The sequence below is a fragment of the Pseudomonas uvaldensis genome, from assembly GCF_021271205.1.
Taxonomy (GTDB): domain Bacteria; phylum Pseudomonadota; class Gammaproteobacteria; order Pseudomonadales; family Pseudomonadaceae; genus Aquipseudomonas; species Aquipseudomonas uvaldensis.
Map to the genome: position 1 here is coordinate 148,560 of NZ_JAIWKS010000001.1, position 15,703 is coordinate 164,262.

Here is a 15,703-nt window from a genome sequence, read left to right on the forward strand (position 1 = left end):
TTAAGCGGCGGTGTCGAGCACTTCGGTCAGCCATTGATTGGTGACCTCTACGCGGAAGTTGGGGTTTTCTGCCGGCGGGACGTCGGTGAAGCGGATGTTCCAATACACCTTGCCCTGCTCCAGCTGGCTGGCCGTGTTCAGCTCCGGGTCGGCAAACACCTCGAAGTTGATGATTGCGCCCTGGGCTTTTAGATCGCGCATGAACGCTTGCAGACCTTCTGTCACGTCCTTGATATAGGTCGCGGTGATGGAGCGGTCGACCGCCCATTTATGGCCGTACAGAATCGCGTCCATGACGATGTCCATCGTTCGTACCCGAGTGACGAACGCCCACTTCGGATCGCTCGACAGCGTGCGGTTGCCCCACAGGCGGAAACCATCGTCGCGAATGATCGTGGCGATCTTGGCGTTGTTGAGCAGGTTGGCCCGGCAGGTTTCGTCCCCGTCCAAAAACTCAATCGGCCGAGTGGTGCCGGTGATGCCGACAAACTCTTTGTTCGACGGCGAGGCCCAGAAGCCGTATTCACTGTCGGTCCAGGCGAAGAGGCCCGCTACCCAGGCAGAGCCCGGCGCATCGACCGTGGCATCCGCCGTGGTGTCCCAGTACTGCACGCCAGGATCAGCCAGAAACGCCCGCTTGGCGCCGAAGTTTTCTGCATAGGCCATGACGGCCTCATCGGTGGTGTTCGGACCGTCGAGGATGGCCAGCCCCCGCAGTTTGTCCGCCAGCGCAACCAGGGCCGTACCGACCGCCAGTGTCGAGCTGTGTTTGGGGGTTACCAACAGCCGCGGCTGCGCGTTGAACCGACTTTTACCGTCCAGCAGTGCTTGCAGGCCGGTGCGTTTACCGCTGGACTGTACGCCACCGATGATTGCCGAGGTCTGCTCGGCGGGATCTTCCAGCTTGGCCACACCACAGGCCACAATCACCGCCTTGGCTCGGGTGTAAATGGCTTGGCAAGCTTTGGTGATCGCCGAGTCAGGCCCGAAGGCGGCCACCGCTTCGCGCTCATTGGTGATCATTACCAGGTCATTCGGCTGCGCGCTGTAAGCCGGCGCCGGCACGAAGGTGTCGACCAGTCCGATGATTGAGGACGAAGGCAACGCAATGACACGAGCGCCGGTGTCGACGTTCGTGACAGTCACGCCATGAAAGAAGCTCATAGATTCTCCAGATACGAGAAGGCCCCGCAGTGCAGGGCCTTGTTTGTGGTGAGGCGGAAAAGAAAACGCCCCGTCAGTGCGGGGCGCTTATTGGGTTTGTTCGACGATCCAGGGCGGCGCTACAGGACGGTATTGGCTATCCGGAAAGTGTTCAGATTGAGGCCAGTCGCGCAGCTCCTGACGATAAGCCAATAACTGTGCAAACTGCTCAGCGGAAAGTGTGGTGGGCAGCTGCATGTCCAGTTCGTCGCGATGCCGCGTCACTAACCATTCAAGATCGGCGACAGTGTCATCTCTCCATCTGCGTTCAGCGTCTGCCAACTCCTGCAGTGTAGGAGCAGGCGGGTCGACCAGAACAGGCAAACCGGTTGCATCGTGGCTTCGAATTTTACCCAGGTCTGGATTGGCGATAACCGCCTCATAGCGCTCCTCGGGGATGAAGACAGCGTCAGCTGGCATCTGCGCATGGACACCTTTGATGTATGTCGTCCCCGTGGTTCGACTGTAATAACGCATTGAACGCCTCCTTAATTACCAAACGCCCACCAACCAACGCCGGCTACTGTTCCGCCTGTTCTTGAGCCGGAATCGGTATACGCCCAACCTTTAAAATCAGTCAGAGACTTTTCATAAATTTGCGCGAACTCGGTGCCGGAGCTTGGGCTCGGCAAAAGGCCTGGCGTAATGAAAAAACAATTATTTGGAAAAGCCATTGGGTATGCGTGAACGGTTCCCGTCCCCATGGTTACAACCCCCCACTGGAAAATGAAGGAACCAAGCCAAGTAGGGAAAACAATGGAACCGTTTATCCCCAGACTCATAACGAAACCCCAGCGCAATTTCTTAGGGGTCACCATGGTGGCGTCGTCCGCCCCTGCATTGGTTTGCGCCTGTGTAGCGACCTTTGCGAAACCGAGTACCGCCTCAGTCGCCTGCACTAACTTCGTGGCGATAGCTTGTGCCACTCGGAGAGGAGACATCCATTTTGAAGGATTGGTACCCACCTCGGCTTCAGACTGACTTGCCTGAAATTCACTTGTCATAAGGTAGGACCACAACACTTCCGCAGTACCGGACGTGTACTGCCCAACCCACATGCGTCGATCAGCGCTAGCTGCCGCGTGTTCAAGAGCCAAGTAGTACGTAGCGTCGTCACGAGGTGAAATAGCAAAGACACCCAACAGCCTGTTACCACTCTCCGGAGGAGCCCAGGGCGTTGCTGAGTTCTGGACCTGTGCCCCATAAGCTCTATACAAACCGCCGGGCGTGATTGCTTTAAAGGTTGGCAAGGTAGGCGCAGTATCCACCCCCAAACCAAACTGACCGATACTCAGTTTTCCTGCCATCAGATCCTTGAACGTTGTCGACAAAACGTCCCGAACAGATCCGTCTTCCGCATACCAGACTGTACCGGCACCGGTCGAGAGAGTGATGGTGTCCATCGTCTTGAGTACAAGCTGATTCTCCGCCATGCCCGCCACATAGTCAGTGCCCTGCAGAATGATCGTCGCGGCGCCGCTCGATACGTTCGTAAACGTGATGGTTCCGCCGTTGAATCCTGTAACGCCAAGCGGTAACGTGATGTTGATCGGACTAGCCGAATTGATGATGAACGATTGACCGAACGCGCTTGAGGTCAGCACGGTAGTTGCGCTGATCACGCCAATACCTGAGTGGTTGCCTAAGGCTCTTTGTACGAATGCGGTATTGGCGAGCAGCTGAGAGCTGTTGCTCAGCGGCGCGGTCGGTGCTGTTGGGCTTCCCTGAAAAGCCGGGGAGTTGATCGGAGCATAGCCCTGGGTCACGTTCTGGAACGTTAGGGCCGTCGTTCCCAGGACAATCGCTCCATCGGTAATCAGTTGCCAACGTGTGTCGGCTTGAGTAACACCCTGCTCGACGGACAGGATCAGCGCCGAAGTGACTTCTGCGCTGCTATCAGCATCCGGGGCACGCTGCCAGGCACCTACTCCAACAATGTAAATCCCATTGTCCTTGGCGAGCGTCTGGCTCTTTACCAAAACGCGGTCGCCCGCGAGCAAGCTGACACCATCAATTGTCTGGAGGCCCGTCAACACGATGTTGCCCGTCGTCGCCACTCGCACTGATTGTTTGTTGTCGAGCTTGTACAGCTCCTCCTGGATCCGGGTGTCGACATACTCGCGGGTGGCCAGCACCACAGAGGGGTCAATCTTCAACTGAATATTCGAGGTGCCATTGGTGATGATGTGCATCCGCACCACCTGATTACGCCCTGAATTTTGCTCGAGCAGTGGTTTGTAGCTGGGGGCGACGTTGGAGACAGCACAGAAAACACCGTCCTTGTCTTCAAGTGCCAGCTCGCGAATCCACCAACCGCCCACATCCGGCGGCAGCACCAACTCCGCGATCAAAACATTGGGATCCTTGTCAGATACCCTCAGCTGGTTGAGCTGGGCCCGGTAGACCTGATTGATCAACTTTGTCTGTGATGCGCTGGGTACGGGATCGGTGCCGTTCGCGTCCCCGATCAACATGTACTTCGGCTCCCAGGGTATGCCCAGGGCGTCGCAGTTGGTTTTTTTGTTGGCACCTAACGTAGTCAGCATGCCGCCGAAAATGGTGTTCTTATCAACCATAAGGGTAAGTATCCAGTTCATCGATGATGTAATGGCCGACGCCGCTGTGCCCCTGCACTTCTACGTCGATATCGGGATTGCTCCAGGGATAAACATCGATCTCATCGCCGTCATAGACGGCGAATCCGACGTACGCATCGAGGCGGGCCTCCAAGACAATGTCGAGCCCGGATAGGTGACGACTGACCGGCCGAGCGTCATCGATCAGCCATGTCAGCTCTCGATAGGTTTCTTCACTGATGCCCTCGTCGGAAACGCCGATCTTCAAGGCGAACGTTCCCGGCACACCTCGCGGCTCAGTTTCGAACCACTCGACCACCTCAATCAGATAGCCAAATGGTTCCACCACGCGGCGCAAGGCGCCGATGGTTCCTTTATGGGCGTGGACAAAGAACGAAGCGCGGATCACCGAACGCTTAATCTCCTCCGGCCACGCCTCGTCCCAGCGATCTACCGACCAAGCCCAAGCCAAGTGGTAAAGCAAATGCGCCGGGCAGGTGTCCGGGTTGTACAAGGTTCTAAGCGGTATCTCGGTGGTTTCGTCAATAGCCGCCTCAATGGCACGCTCAAGCGGGGTACTGTTCAGGGGAAGTAGACTTTTCATTTTCCACCCCGTGTTATGGTGAAGCCCGAGCACCACGCCGCTTGAGCCTTGGTTGGGCGAATGTCCACCCATCCAGGTATCTCGACCCTTGCCACACCGCTGACATGGATCTGTGCATCAATCGCCGAACGGGCAACCTCAACGCCTAAGCGGCGCCGGGGATTAATCCAGGCCTGCAGTCGCGCATTGCACTCGGCAAGTGCTGCTTCGTTTTCCGGGCCTGTGCCGACCATGTACACCACGGCATCGATTCGATAGGGCAGGATTTCAGCGCCCTGCACCGTCAACCGATCAGCCACAGGGCGCCGATCTTCATCGTTGAGGTAAGCGCCCACTTCGCCCAACAGCTCGGGACTAGCAGTACCGTCGCCCTCCAGGGACAGGACCGTCACCACCACCTCGGCCGGTGCCGGGCTTTCGGCCGTGGCATCTGCCACCAACCCCGAGGCATTTCGGGCATGAAGGATGTAGCTGTTTCGAGGACCGGCCGTTGTAAGCCCCTCGTACCTGAGCTGGATGCGTTCTCGTAATGCGTCGTAACTCTCCAGCACCGCCGCCACTGGCGGCACGGCAGTCAGATCCTCAGCCTGAATAACCAAGCGCTCCAGGTTAACGTTGGCAGCCAACTGCTCCAGGTCGGCCCCCGTGGCATGAGCCAGGAACAGCGCTTTGGCCGCGTCGTTGACCCTGGCACGGTTCTGCATCCGACGGTAGGCGCCCAACTCAAGTAGCTTGGTCACCGGATCGCTTTCAAGTAGTGCGGACCAGTTGTCGCCCATGTACTCGCGAAAGGTTGCAAGCTCTCCCTGATACAGCTCTTCAAAGTCCAGGCTTTCCAACACTTGCGGCGCGGGTAGCGCCGAAAGGTCGATAGTGCTCATACGTTCACCTCCAGCACTACGCCGTCGCCAATATATGATCCCGTCAGCTGCAGGGTGATTTGGCCATCCACCACCGCAGTGACCCGCACTCGCTCCAACTTCAAACGGGGCTCCCAACGCCCCAGGGAACGGGCGACTTCGGCCTGCACCGCGCTTTTCCAGCCCTCGTTCACCGGCAGGTCGATATAACGGCGAAGTTGACTGCCGTATTCCGGCCGCATGCGGCGACTGCCTACCGGAGTACTGAGGATGTCTTCCACGGACTGCCGCAGATGCGCCGTACCTGACAGCGGCTGCCCCGTGCGACGGTCCATTCCGATCATGATGATTACTCTGTCAGCGGTTGCAGGTCCGGATGGACTTTCAAGAAGGCGTATTGCTCATCGGTGCACGCGATCACGTTCCCGGCGATGACCGGCAGAGGGCTGCCGTCAGGCATGATTAGCGTGCGCGAAGTGAACCGCGTGTCGCGGAACGTTCGCGCTGGGCCAATCGTTGTCGGCGCTTCGGTAGTGGACCGCTCCGCCGCGGTTCGTACTTTGCTCATATTGATGCTCCAGAAATGCAAAAACCCGCACGAGGCGGGCTGTGGATGAAACGTCTGGCTCAGTGTTTGTGGTTCGGCGTGTTGCCGGAGGTGTCGATGATGCTTCCACCGCCGTGGATATCACCCGTTACCCGTAGCGGGCCGTTGATCTGCACATTGCCGGTCAGGGTGATATCGCCTGCAGTGGCGTTGATCGCACTGTCGGTAACGACCACTTCGGTTCCGCCGACTTTGATGGTCACCGTACCGCTTGGCACGGTGATGGTGTAAGTGCTGGCCTGCCAGTCGTAGACCAGCGAGCCACCATCATCGAAACGCCATACCTCGACATGGTCGCGGTTGTCCGGCGGTGCCCCAGCATTGCCATACAGACCGGGGATAAATGTACCTTGCGCCACTTCCCCGCTGGCACTGACCAGGGTTCCCTGCTCGCCCATGCTTGGCGCTCGCCAATGACGGGCCTTGCCGGCTGCGATACTGTGCCAACGCACCCAGGCACTGACCCAGTCCCCGTCAGACACCCGGCATACGGGCGGCGAAGCGGTAAGATCCAGCGCTACCACATAACAATCCTTGACCAGACCGGCCAGCATGCGGTCATGCTGCGCACTGGGGTAGCTCATTCCATCTCCTCCGGTGACTGATAGCTTCCTTCGCTGCCCGCCCCCGTGTCAGGGCTGAAGCCCCAGAGCAAGGTACCGGGTGGCTGATTCGGCCATGGCCACTCTTCTTCACCCAAATAAATTGTCTGGGTCCATTCAACGACCCAGACCGCATAACCATCCAATTCGGGACGGGTCCAATCTTGAGCAGCCCGAACAAACTCAGCGGGCTCAACCTCCAGCCCCCATGTCTGGATACGCAACAGCACGGCCATTTGGGCGGCGGCGAATGCCGCTTTCTGCTGGCATTCGGCATCCTCACCGCCGACGATAAAGCGCACCTCCAAGCGCGCAACCAGCGCCGTCTCCCCTGTTCCGGGGTCTTGGCCGGGTTCCAACTCCGCCAGCTCCACCACCGCAGCGGGCAAATCAATATGATCGGCCATGTAAGGCATGGTGCGCACGCAGGCCAATCCGGGGATCGCTTGGTCGATATGAGCCTCAACGGCCTGATACAAAATCTCAAGACTGAAGTCAGACACGGGCAGATCCTCGCAGATACTTCTGCAGTTCGAAGTTCAGTTCCTGCTCCAGGATCTCGAGCAGGCGCTGGTGAGCACGATTGGTCCACGATTCGAAGTGAGGCCGCACGTCCTCCAGTGAAATCTTGGCTTTGGCCAGGGGGTAGCGACTGCCGTTCTCAGCAATCCAGCCCGAGCTAGGCCCTGTTCCACTGGACAATTCACTGTCGGGGTAATCACTGGCCTTGAAGTGCTTGCTCGCCGTGCGAATCCAGATATCTGCTCGACCGCCGTAGACCTTTTTGAAAAACGCACCCTGATACCGGCGTCCAGCCACCGACACACCCGACCGCGATTGCCTTGGTCGCCCGGCCCGGCTGGCCTCAATTGCGTTGATACCGAACCAGAGCTTGCCCTGACCATTGCCTGAGAGCGGGTAGGCTCGTAGGCGCTGCCGCACAGCAGAGACCGCAATGCGCTCCTGTCGGCTGACGGTGCGGGCAATGTGAGTACGCAACCATCGCAGGGTTTTGTTGATGGCCCGACGCTGGGCTGCAATGGCAGCTTTGGGGACCAACGCAGCGAAGTCGGCGAACGCCTTCAAATCTGATCGATCCGGCTGCAGCGTAATCACCCCGCTGCTGGCTGATTGCTTGTAGTAGCTGCCGACGCTCATGGCGACTTCCTCAATACCAACGTCACCAAACCATCGCCTCCGGGTTCCGGCCTGACGATGATGTAATTTCCACCACCGTCATGCACCGGCAGATCAACCACGACCTGCTGCCGCTCGCTGACGCCCTCGGCGTCCGCCACCCGGATGACCAGGTGCGGCTCGCGAAGGCCGGTGTTTATCCGGCCGAGTTTGGGTTGCAACCAGGGAGCGGAGAACATGCCCAGGACTGGTCGGCCCTCGATCAGCACCGGGTCGCCGAGGACATCGAATACCGTGTTGTCCAGGTCACCGACCAGCTCGCGAAAACTCACGATCAGAGTTCCAGCAGGATCTGCGCACGGGGCCGTGTGCACAGGTGCAGCGGGTTGGATTGCGCTTCGCCGGCCACCCCCTTGTTGAACGCCAACGGCTCCAGCTTGCTGTAGTACGGAATACCCTGGGTATTGACCGTTTCCATGTAGTCAGCCGGTGCGAACACCGAGATGTACAGGTCCGGCACGCCTTCAGGCACCAGCAGCGCCTTGTCGTCGTGGACGAAGGCCACACCGGCCACCTTGCCACGGTAGCGCTCCCAGACGATGCCACCGAACTCGAAACTCTCCCGAGCGTCACCGCGCAATGCCGCCGCTTGCTGAGTGGCGATGTAGGTTTCCTTGACCGACTTGTGAACGATCAGCTTGTTCCAGAAATTCTTGCCACAGAAGGCGCGGGAGCCGGTGCTGGTGACGCTGCCCAGCGCGTCCTCCTGCATGTCCAGCGCCTCCCCGCACTTAACGCGCAGCTCGGTGCTTGGGTCGTTCAACCCCATGGACAGTTTTTGTCGGGACACTCCGAAGGCGGCGTACAGGTCCAACAGAGGTGTCGAACCGTCGGCATCCAGGACCAAGCCGTTGAGCGCACCCATGCGCTGGAATTCGTGTGTAGCGTCCAGCTGCCGGCGTGCTTTTGCCAGTCGGGTGTTCACCACGTCCTGTACTGCTTGCAACTCAGTGCGGGTGCCGAACGCTCGAATGCCCTGAATCTCGTCGGCCTTGATGGTGAAGCGTTCAGGCAGGTGCACAGTGTTGAAAGGAATCATCTTGCGTTTGCTGGCACCGACCACCAGACCCGAAGTACCGCGCTCACCCGCAGGCACCAGAGCCAGGGTGTCGCCATCCTTCTCGATTTGCACTGTCAGGGTAGCAACGCCCTCTTCTTGAAACAGACCGAGGCTGCTGATGCGGCCCGGCAGATAGGGTTGTTCGTTGATTGCGGCGGTGAGCGCCGGTACGGCAAACGCTTCGTCGTCAAAAATGGCGATATCGGCCATGGGTACACTCCAGAAATGAAAAAACCCGCTCTGAGCGGGCTTGGAAACAAGGGGAATCGACTCAGCGGACGATCAAGAAATGCGAGGCCAGGGCTTTTTCGGCATCCGGGTCGAGGCCAGTCAGATGGACTTCGCTCACCTCCGCCAGACGCACTACGGCACGGGCTCGACGTCCCACGTCGGATTCACCAAGCGGGCCGAAGAGGATCGCCACGGCGGTTTGCGTGCCGTCTTCGGCTGTCGGGTCGTAAGGGGCGAACTCGCCGGTGGCAGTGATCAGCCCGAGTACTTGCCCTGGATTCAAGGCTGGGCCTGCCGCGACGTTGATCGCTTCACGCGAGATGTTCCCGGCACCCTCGGACAGGAGGAATTCACCGGCGTGCATCGGTTCCAGTTTGATGGTCATGGTCTTGCTCCTTTCGAGGTATTAGCGCTACCTGACTGCGCCGCCTGACGGGCTGCCCAGATAGAGGTGGGGTCGGGTTGTTTGGCCTGGACCTTCGGGGCCGGGTCCGCGTTGAGCGGTAGGCTGTTGTCGATCTCGAAGCCTTTGCCACTGCCCACCAACTTGTCGAACAGACGCGCTCGAACCGAGGCGGCATCCAAACCGGCCGCGACGTACTCGGCGCTGAACTCAGGCAGTCGAGCGGCAACGCAGAGATCGTTTACGGCTTTGGCACGGGCCAAGCCTGCCAGGACGATGGCCTCGCTTTCCAGCTTGGTCGAGTTGAGCAGCGGTTCAATCAGGTTGCTGATGCCGTCCGCCGTACAACGCTGGGTGATCATCAGAGCCAGCTTGGCCGAGTTCGCCACAGGAGGATCCTGGGGCGGATCAGTAGGTTCAGGCTCCAGCTCGATATCCGGTTCAGGTGGCTCATCCAGTTGGGCAAGCAATTCAGCTGGGGCATGCTGGTAACGCTGCAGCACGGCGCCCTGCCCCAGACACGCCTTGACCTTCACCCCGTCGCCAACCTCATCGGCCAGCCCGAGGGCTACCGCTTCGTTGGCGGTCAACCAGGTCTCAGCCGCCACCAGACGCCGAAGCTCGGCTTCGTCTATGTCCGGTGCCTTGGCCTTGTAGGCCGCGATGATGGCCTCCATGGTTTGATCCAGAACATCGGCCACCTTGCGGAAGTCTTCGGCGTCCCCTGCCGCATAGGTCCATGGGTTGTGAATCATCAGCATGGCGTTGGAGGCGATGACCACGCGATGAGCACCGCAGACCGCGACACTGGCGGCGCTGGCTGCCAGGGCATCGACACGGCCTGTGCAACGCTCGCCCAGCCGGGACAATGCGTTGTGCATCGCCAGACCATCGAACAAATCGCCGCCGACGCTGTTGAATGCGGCGATCACCGGCGAGACGCCGTCGTCCATGGCGCGCAGATCCTTCACGAACTGATTCGCGGTGATGCCCCAGTTGCCGATTTCGCCGTAGACGAATACCTCAATAACCCGCTCCTCGGCTTCGCCGCTCTCCTGCATGGCGTACCAGGTCTTGTCCTGGACTTTCACCCGCTGGCCGGCTCTGTTGTAAATGCGCGGAAGCGCTGGTTTGCTCATGATTGCTCCTTGTCGTCAGTAACCTCGACGACTTCGTGCGTGTTGTAGTTGAGGCCCAGCGCTTGGGCTCTGGCATTGTCAGCGGCGTTTTCCGCATCGACGGTTTCAGCGTCGTAACCAGTACGGGTGACCATTTCGCTGCGCGATGCGAAACCGGCCTGCACCTCCATGCGACGGGCCTGCACGTCTTGAACAGGTTGGATGTAGGCCCAGCCTTGCGGCACCCAGCGAGTGCGCAGATATTCGCGGCGGCGTTGCGCGTAGTTGTCCAGGGTCAGGGCACCGGACAGGACGGCCATGTCCATCCAGGCAGCCCGAACCGGGCGACAGAATTGGTGGACGTAAACGCCGAACTGCAGTTGCTCCAGTCGGCGCCGGAACTCGTTCAATACGACACGCAACGCCCGGTCATTCACCTCACGCATGTCACCGGTGAGGATCTCGTAGGGCGTACCGGTGCCGGCTGCTGCGGCCATCAGTTGTTGGCGCATGAAGTCCGGGTAGTTGTTGCCAGCATCCGGGGGTTTGGAGAATTCAACCTCCTCACCAGGCCCCAGTTCCTGCATGGTGCCGGGCTCAAGGGCAACCATGGGCGTGAACCCGTCACGGTCGAGGCTCAACGGCTGGCCGGTGACAGGATCCCTCGGCATGGGGCCAGAGTCCGGCGCCGGGCGGCTGATGAAGCCGGCGAACAGGTTGGCAACTTCCTGCCGGAACAGCACCGCGTCGTCGTAGTTATCGAGGCTGCGCAGGCGTTTCAGAACCGGTGACAGGCGCGGCACGCCACGCAATTGACCTGGTTCCACAGGTTCGAATATGTGTAACACCTGCGTCGCCGGTATCCGTACCAGTTGGTTGTAACCAGCATTCAGCGATACGCTGTCGCGGGGATGCGACAGGTACATCCAATAGGCTACCCGCTTGCCGCCCGGAGAGAACTCGATACCGGCACGTATGGTGTTACCAGTGCGCGTGGTCTCGAATTTGTCGTGGGGGACAAACTCCGGCGCGAGGATTTGCACCTGGAGCGGTACTGCCAGCCCCTCATCCACGCTGCGCGGTCGTAACCGGACAAAGCATTCGCCCGAGGTCTCGACGGTGCGAGCGACCAGCGCCTGCTGTCCGTAGAAGTCGGTGTGCTCATCCGCGTCCGCTTCGTCGACCCAGTCATCCCAGAGCAGTTGCAGTAATTTGCGCAACACGCCGTCATCGGTGTTCGGCCGAGGCGTGATGCCCGTGCCAATCAGGTTGCTGACACGTTTGTCTATGACGTTGAAGGCATACGGGTCGTTACGCACCGCCGCCCGTGAGCGGCCACGCAGGTTGCGCAGTGCCGGTGTGTTGATGCTGTTGATTCCGTTGTCGGGTGCATCCCAGCCAGTGGATCGGCGACCCTCTCCGGCGCCTTCGTAACTGGCCTTGATGTTCGACGGCAACAAGAATCCGCTACGGCTGAGCGTCGGATAGTGTCGGGCCATCAGACTCCTTTGCCTCCGTGATACAGCCGGACTACGCGGGAGCGCGGCCCGGCCGAGTTGACCAGAGAGGTGCGGATCTCGTCGCGAGCCTTAATCAGCTCGTCGACGGTGCGGTATTCCACGGTGCGGTCGGTGTAGCGCACGACTTTCTCACCGCGAGCGATGGCCGCCTCAACCGCGTCGAGGTGCTTTTGTGTAAAGGACATATCAGCGTCTCTTCAGATAGCCGCTGGTGGAGCTGCGGCGTTGAGGGGGAGGTGCAGCGGGTCGTGGTTGAACCGCTTGAGCAACAGGTTGCGGGGTTGGTTGGGGCATGGCCGCCGGAACTGGCTGAGTGACTCGCTCGCCCTGCACAGGCTTGATCCCCAGCGCGTCATCGAACAACCCAGACTGCGCCAGGGCCTGACGGACCCGCTCCCAGTCGTGCTCCTTGTAGCGGTTGATTCCCAGGTAATGCGCCATGGCAAGGCAGTACACCATCAGGTCGAGGGCTTCGTTGCGCTCGGCCTTGCCCTTGACCCATTCAATGCGCTTGTGACCCCGCACGTAACGGGCGACCTTACGTTCAGCTACGCACTGCGCGAAAAAGTCGTCCGGCAGGTCGCTGGCAAAATGCAGCGCGCCAGGGCCGGACTCGAATGGGTAGCGGTTGTAGATCCAGTCTTTCGCCGTGTCGGTACCGACAAACCACAGCTCAGCACCGTTGCGTTCGGTCTGGCCTTTCCAGGTCACATCCACCATCGATGGCCGCTGGGCAATCACCGGCTTGCCGGGCTTGCTCGCGCCCTTGATGGCGAACACATTTCGCCAGCGGCGCACGCGGCAGAACTGATAGACCTCGTCGGTGTGATGGCCGCCGGAGTCGACAGCCGTTGCCAGGATACCCAGGCCAACACCGCAGGGATGCCGGTACTTGGCCTTGAGCAATTCGTCCAGCGCAGCCCAGGTCCGCTCATCTGCCGGGTCGCCCGCAACGATCTGGTAGTCAATGACCCAGCGCTCCATGCCGACGCCCCAGCCCATCGCCATGAACTCCAGGCGGTTGGCCTGGACGTCGACGGCGCCGGTGATCATGAGCACGCCGGCCGGCATCGAGCCGAGGGTGAAGTTTTCCAGGCGTGCCCGGTGCTTCAGGGTATCGGCCTTGGTTTGCTCCTGGGCGCTGTCCCAGACCTTCGCCAAACGGGTGTTGTAGAACACCTGCATCGGCTCAAGGTCGCCCTTGGCCTGGGCTTTTTTGGCCTTTTCGAACTGCTTGGCGAGGGACTTCCAGTCCATCCAGCCGAGCGGTGAATACAAGGCGTTGAGGGTAAACCCCACCGTCTCGCCGTCGCCCTCGGCATGGGCGCGCCACTCGCCTTTGGCGAGCATCTCGGCCTTGTGGTACTCCTCGATCAGCACGTCACAATCAGGTCCTGCGCACTGGTAGTGCACCAAGCTGAAGTCCCGCGAGTAGTGCAGGCGTTCCCATTCCAGGGTCTGCTTGTGGCCGCAGGTGGGGCACGGCACGTAGTAGTGACGCTGGTCGCTGCCCTCGAACAAGTCGGAGATCCGCGAGGCACCTTTGATGGTTGGCGAACTGGAGAAGTAGAACTTCGCATTGCGACCGAACGTACTGCCTCGCGTTTCCGCCAGCTCGATGGGGTCACCCTCCTCGCCGATGTCCACTTCCCAGCGGTCGATCTCATCGCCGTAAACGTAGCGCGCCGACAGCTCCGAAAGGTTGGCCGCCGAGCCGGCCGTGGTGACGTACAGCGAACCGCCTTCGAACTCCTTGGTGTCCATGGTGTTGCGCGAGTCTCGCGAGCGGCTGGAGGCCACACGCTCGCGCAGGACCGGTGTGGCCTTAATGGTTTTGCCGATCCGGGAGGACACGCGTTTCGCCAAGCCCAGGCTTGGCAGCAACGTCAGGATGTTCGACGGCGCCATGTGGATCAGGCCGCCGATCCAGTTCAAGGCGATCTGAGTTTTCATCAGCTGCGAGGCGACCATGGTCACCACGCGCTTGCTGGGGTGAGCCGGTGACAAGCAACGCATGGGTTCGCGGGCGTACGGTGTACGCGACGTGCGGTACTGGCCGGGCTCGGCAGCGCCGGTGTCACGCGGGATGCGCATGTACTCGTCGGCCCATACATCGATCCAGACATCCGGGTCCGGACGCAGCCCACGGAAATACGCCTCGCGGTACACCTCTGCACCGTCAGGGATTTCCGTGGGCATAGGCTCAACTCGTGTTCAGGGCGTGTTCAAGGTCCGCCGAGGACAGGCGTTCCGCATCCTCCAGCGTGCGGCGTAATGCCGCCGTCAGGTATTTTTCGATTTCCCAGGGGTCAGTCATGACCGCCAGCTCCGGCGCCAGTTGTGGCGGCATGCCAAACAGCTGATCGCGCAGGAGCCGGCCAGCGTTGTAGGCGCCCGTTTTTACAGCGGGCAACGCGACTAATGAGCCCTTGGCCTTGTGCAGCTCAATTTCGGCGAGCTGGGCCAAGTTGTGCTCGCGCAGTGCGCGGGCTTTCTGGAAGTCGGGGAGCTGCCCCGCAGGGGTGTTCGCGGGCGGCGGCGCAGCCGTGCAAGTCGGCTCAACCGAGGTTGAAAGCCGGCCGTACACGTCACGCTGAATCCTGTCCTGCTGGTGACGCTCGGCAACGGCGGCTTTGCTCGGGTCGGCAGTGTCGCGAATCAACGCTTCACTGGCCTGAACATCGACTTGTCTGCCGTCGGCACTGAGCACCAGCCGGTTGTTGTTTTTCAACCAGGTGATGTAGCTCGGTGCCCTGCCGATCCGGGCCGCGAAGGCGCTCTTCGACAGGTACTGTGGTTCTGTCATGAGCCCTCCTTTCAACGGCTTTTCAATGCGAACCTTTCAATTTCAACGGGTTGAATTTCAGTAAGCTGGCAACCCTGCCGCTAACGCTTTCCCGCGGGTTTGCGACCCCGTGTCCCCTGTATGTTCCCAGGGTCCCCGGAGCCAAAATCACCCCTGCCCACCGCCAGTCGGCGGTGCCTCTGCTACACCCAGCCGCTTGGCGGCCCAGCGTTCGTAAAGGCCGATGGCGACATCGGCACCAGCCATCGCCGTCAAACATCCCAGGGCGCCGGCCGTCCAGATCGACATGCCCGCAGCGATCATCAACATCATCGCCGTCACCCCGCAGGCGATACAGGCGCCGGATCGGAGAGCCAGGCGCCGCAGCAATGCCCAGCCCCGCGCCCCGTCCTTGTCCGCCCGCCACATCTCCCCCGATACGCCACCGACCAAGGCCAGGAGAATTACTAACCAGATCGGCATCTCTGCCAGTGCTTGCTGCTCGTTCGTCATTGCCCTGCCCCTTAAACGCAAAAACCCGGCGCAAGGGCCGGGTATGGTGTGTGGTGTCGGCCGCTTTATGCGGTCGCACCTATCGAAGATGAGTACTTTTTACAGGTCGATTCCGGTGGCAGCAAGCCTGTTTTAATGCCACCCGGTGAATGTCTGGTGAACGCCTAGGCAATGTCGGCGAATATCTTTATTTCGGCTTCCAGCGCCTGTGGCGCTGTCCTGCCTGTCCCACTACCTTAGATCGAAGTGGGACAGCTACAGGCGCCTAAATTCGGGGCCTGCCCCGCTGTCCTACCTTATTTCCTCTTCTCTCACGTAAAGAGAAAAAGCTAAGAGCACGCGTGCGCGCCATGGGCGCGTATACGCTCCCGCTACGCTCACACATGGGCGGGACGTGCGGAAAAGTTGGACAGTAGGACAGCCC

19 protein-coding genes are annotated in these 15,703 nt (G+C 60.3%); all 19 read right to left on the reverse strand.

The genetic code is table 11. The annotated features are described in order from the left end of the window. Complete coding sequence (locus LCU97_RS00740; protein ID WP_232775325.1) at window positions 1-1,164, reverse strand: phage tail sheath subtilisin-like domain-containing protein; 1,164 nt, start codon at window positions 1,162-1,164, stop codon at window positions 1-3. A gap of 87 nt (window positions 1,165-1,251) precedes the next feature. Further along, complete coding sequence (locus tag LCU97_RS00745; RefSeq protein ID WP_232775326.1) at window positions 1,252-1,680, reverse strand: phage tail assembly chaperone; 429 nt, start codon at window positions 1,678-1,680, stop codon at window positions 1,252-1,254. An 11-nt stretch (window positions 1,681-1,691) separates the two neighbouring features. Beyond that, on the reverse strand, window positions 1,692-3,779 hold the full coding sequence (locus LCU97_RS00750; RefSeq protein ID WP_232775327.1) for a phage tail protein: 2,088 nt from the start codon (window positions 3,777-3,779) through the stop codon (window positions 1,692-1,694). Continuing rightward, the gene (locus LCU97_RS00755; RefSeq protein ID WP_232775328.1) at window positions 3,772-4,383 is read right to left on the reverse strand and encodes a phage tail protein I; all 612 of its coding nucleotides are present in this window, start codon (window positions 4,381-4,383) and stop codon (window positions 3,772-3,774) included. Before LCU97_RS00755 ends, LCU97_RS00750 begins: the two co-directional genes overlap by 8 nt. Further along, window positions 4,380-5,264, reverse strand: a complete 885-nt coding sequence (locus LCU97_RS00760) for a baseplate assembly protein (RefSeq protein ID WP_232775329.1) — start codon at window positions 5,262-5,264, stop codon at window positions 4,380-4,382. The genes LCU97_RS00755 and LCU97_RS00760 overlap by 4 nt, the downstream gene beginning before the upstream one ends. After that, entirely contained in the window at window positions 5,261-5,587 is a 327-nt protein-coding gene (locus LCU97_RS00765) for a GPW/gp25 family protein (protein ID WP_232775330.1), read from the reverse strand. Before LCU97_RS00765 ends, LCU97_RS00760 begins: the two co-directional genes overlap by 4 nt. Window positions 5,588-5,592: 5 nt before the next feature. After that, window positions 5,593-5,811: a hypothetical protein gene (locus tag LCU97_RS00770; RefSeq protein ID WP_232775331.1), complete on the reverse strand. Its 219-nt coding sequence runs from the start codon at window positions 5,809-5,811 to the stop codon at window positions 5,593-5,595. A gap of 59 nt (window positions 5,812-5,870) precedes the next feature. Continuing rightward, complete coding sequence (locus LCU97_RS00775) at window positions 5,871-6,434, reverse strand: phage baseplate assembly protein V (RefSeq protein ID WP_232775332.1); 564 nt, start codon at window positions 6,432-6,434, stop codon at window positions 5,871-5,873. Further along, complete coding sequence (locus LCU97_RS00780; protein WP_232775559.1) at window positions 6,431-6,961, reverse strand: hypothetical protein; 531 nt, start codon at window positions 6,959-6,961, stop codon at window positions 6,431-6,433. The genes LCU97_RS00775 and LCU97_RS00780 overlap by 4 nt, the downstream gene beginning before the upstream one ends. After that, the gene (locus tag LCU97_RS00785) at window positions 6,948-7,610 is read right to left on the reverse strand and encodes a hypothetical protein (RefSeq protein WP_232775333.1); all 663 of its coding nucleotides are present in this window, start codon (window positions 7,608-7,610) and stop codon (window positions 6,948-6,950) included. Before LCU97_RS00785 ends, LCU97_RS00780 begins: the two co-directional genes overlap by 14 nt. Beyond that, complete coding sequence (locus LCU97_RS00790; protein WP_232775334.1) at window positions 7,607-7,921, reverse strand: head-tail joining protein; 315 nt, start codon at window positions 7,919-7,921, stop codon at window positions 7,607-7,609. Before LCU97_RS00790 ends, LCU97_RS00785 begins: the two co-directional genes overlap by 4 nt. Before the next feature lie 2 nt (window positions 7,922-7,923). Beyond that, window positions 7,924-8,919, reverse strand: coding sequence for a major capsid protein (locus LCU97_RS00795; RefSeq protein ID WP_072348331.1), 996 nt, complete (start codon window positions 8,917-8,919; stop codon window positions 7,924-7,926). A 61-nt stretch (window positions 8,920-8,980) separates the two neighbouring features. Next, on the reverse strand, window positions 8,981-9,325 hold the full coding sequence (locus LCU97_RS00800) for a head decoration protein (RefSeq protein ID WP_232775335.1): 345 nt from the start codon (window positions 9,323-9,325) through the stop codon (window positions 8,981-8,983). Further along, window positions 9,322-10,482, reverse strand: a complete 1,161-nt coding sequence (locus tag LCU97_RS00805; RefSeq protein WP_232775336.1) for a head maturation protease, ClpP-related — start codon at window positions 10,480-10,482, stop codon at window positions 9,322-9,324. The genes LCU97_RS00800 and LCU97_RS00805 overlap by 4 nt, the downstream gene beginning before the upstream one ends. Then, a complete protein-coding gene (locus tag LCU97_RS00810) occupies window positions 10,479-11,960 on the reverse strand; it encodes a phage portal protein (RefSeq protein WP_232775337.1) in 1,482 nt (493 codons plus the stop codon). Before LCU97_RS00810 ends, LCU97_RS00805 begins: the two co-directional genes overlap by 4 nt. Next, a complete protein-coding gene (locus tag LCU97_RS00815) occupies window positions 11,960-12,166 on the reverse strand; it encodes a phage head-tail joining protein (RefSeq protein ID WP_014339651.1) in 207 nt (68 codons plus the stop codon). Before LCU97_RS00815 ends, LCU97_RS00810 begins: the two co-directional genes overlap by 1 nt. 1 nt (window position 12,167) lies before the next feature. Continuing rightward, entirely contained in the window at window positions 12,168-14,180 is a 2,013-nt protein-coding gene (locus LCU97_RS00820; RefSeq protein WP_232775338.1) for a phage terminase large subunit family protein, read from the reverse strand. A 4-nt stretch (window positions 14,181-14,184) separates the two neighbouring features. After that, complete coding sequence (locus LCU97_RS00825; RefSeq protein WP_232775339.1) at window positions 14,185-14,787, reverse strand: terminase small subunit; 603 nt, start codon at window positions 14,785-14,787, stop codon at window positions 14,185-14,187. A gap of 147 nt (window positions 14,788-14,934) precedes the next feature. Next, window positions 14,935-15,279 (reverse strand): phage holin family protein, encoded by a 345-nt coding sequence (locus LCU97_RS00830; protein WP_103894417.1) that lies wholly within the window; start codon window positions 15,277-15,279, stop codon window positions 14,935-14,937. Window positions 15,280-15,703: the final 424 nt, after the last annotated feature.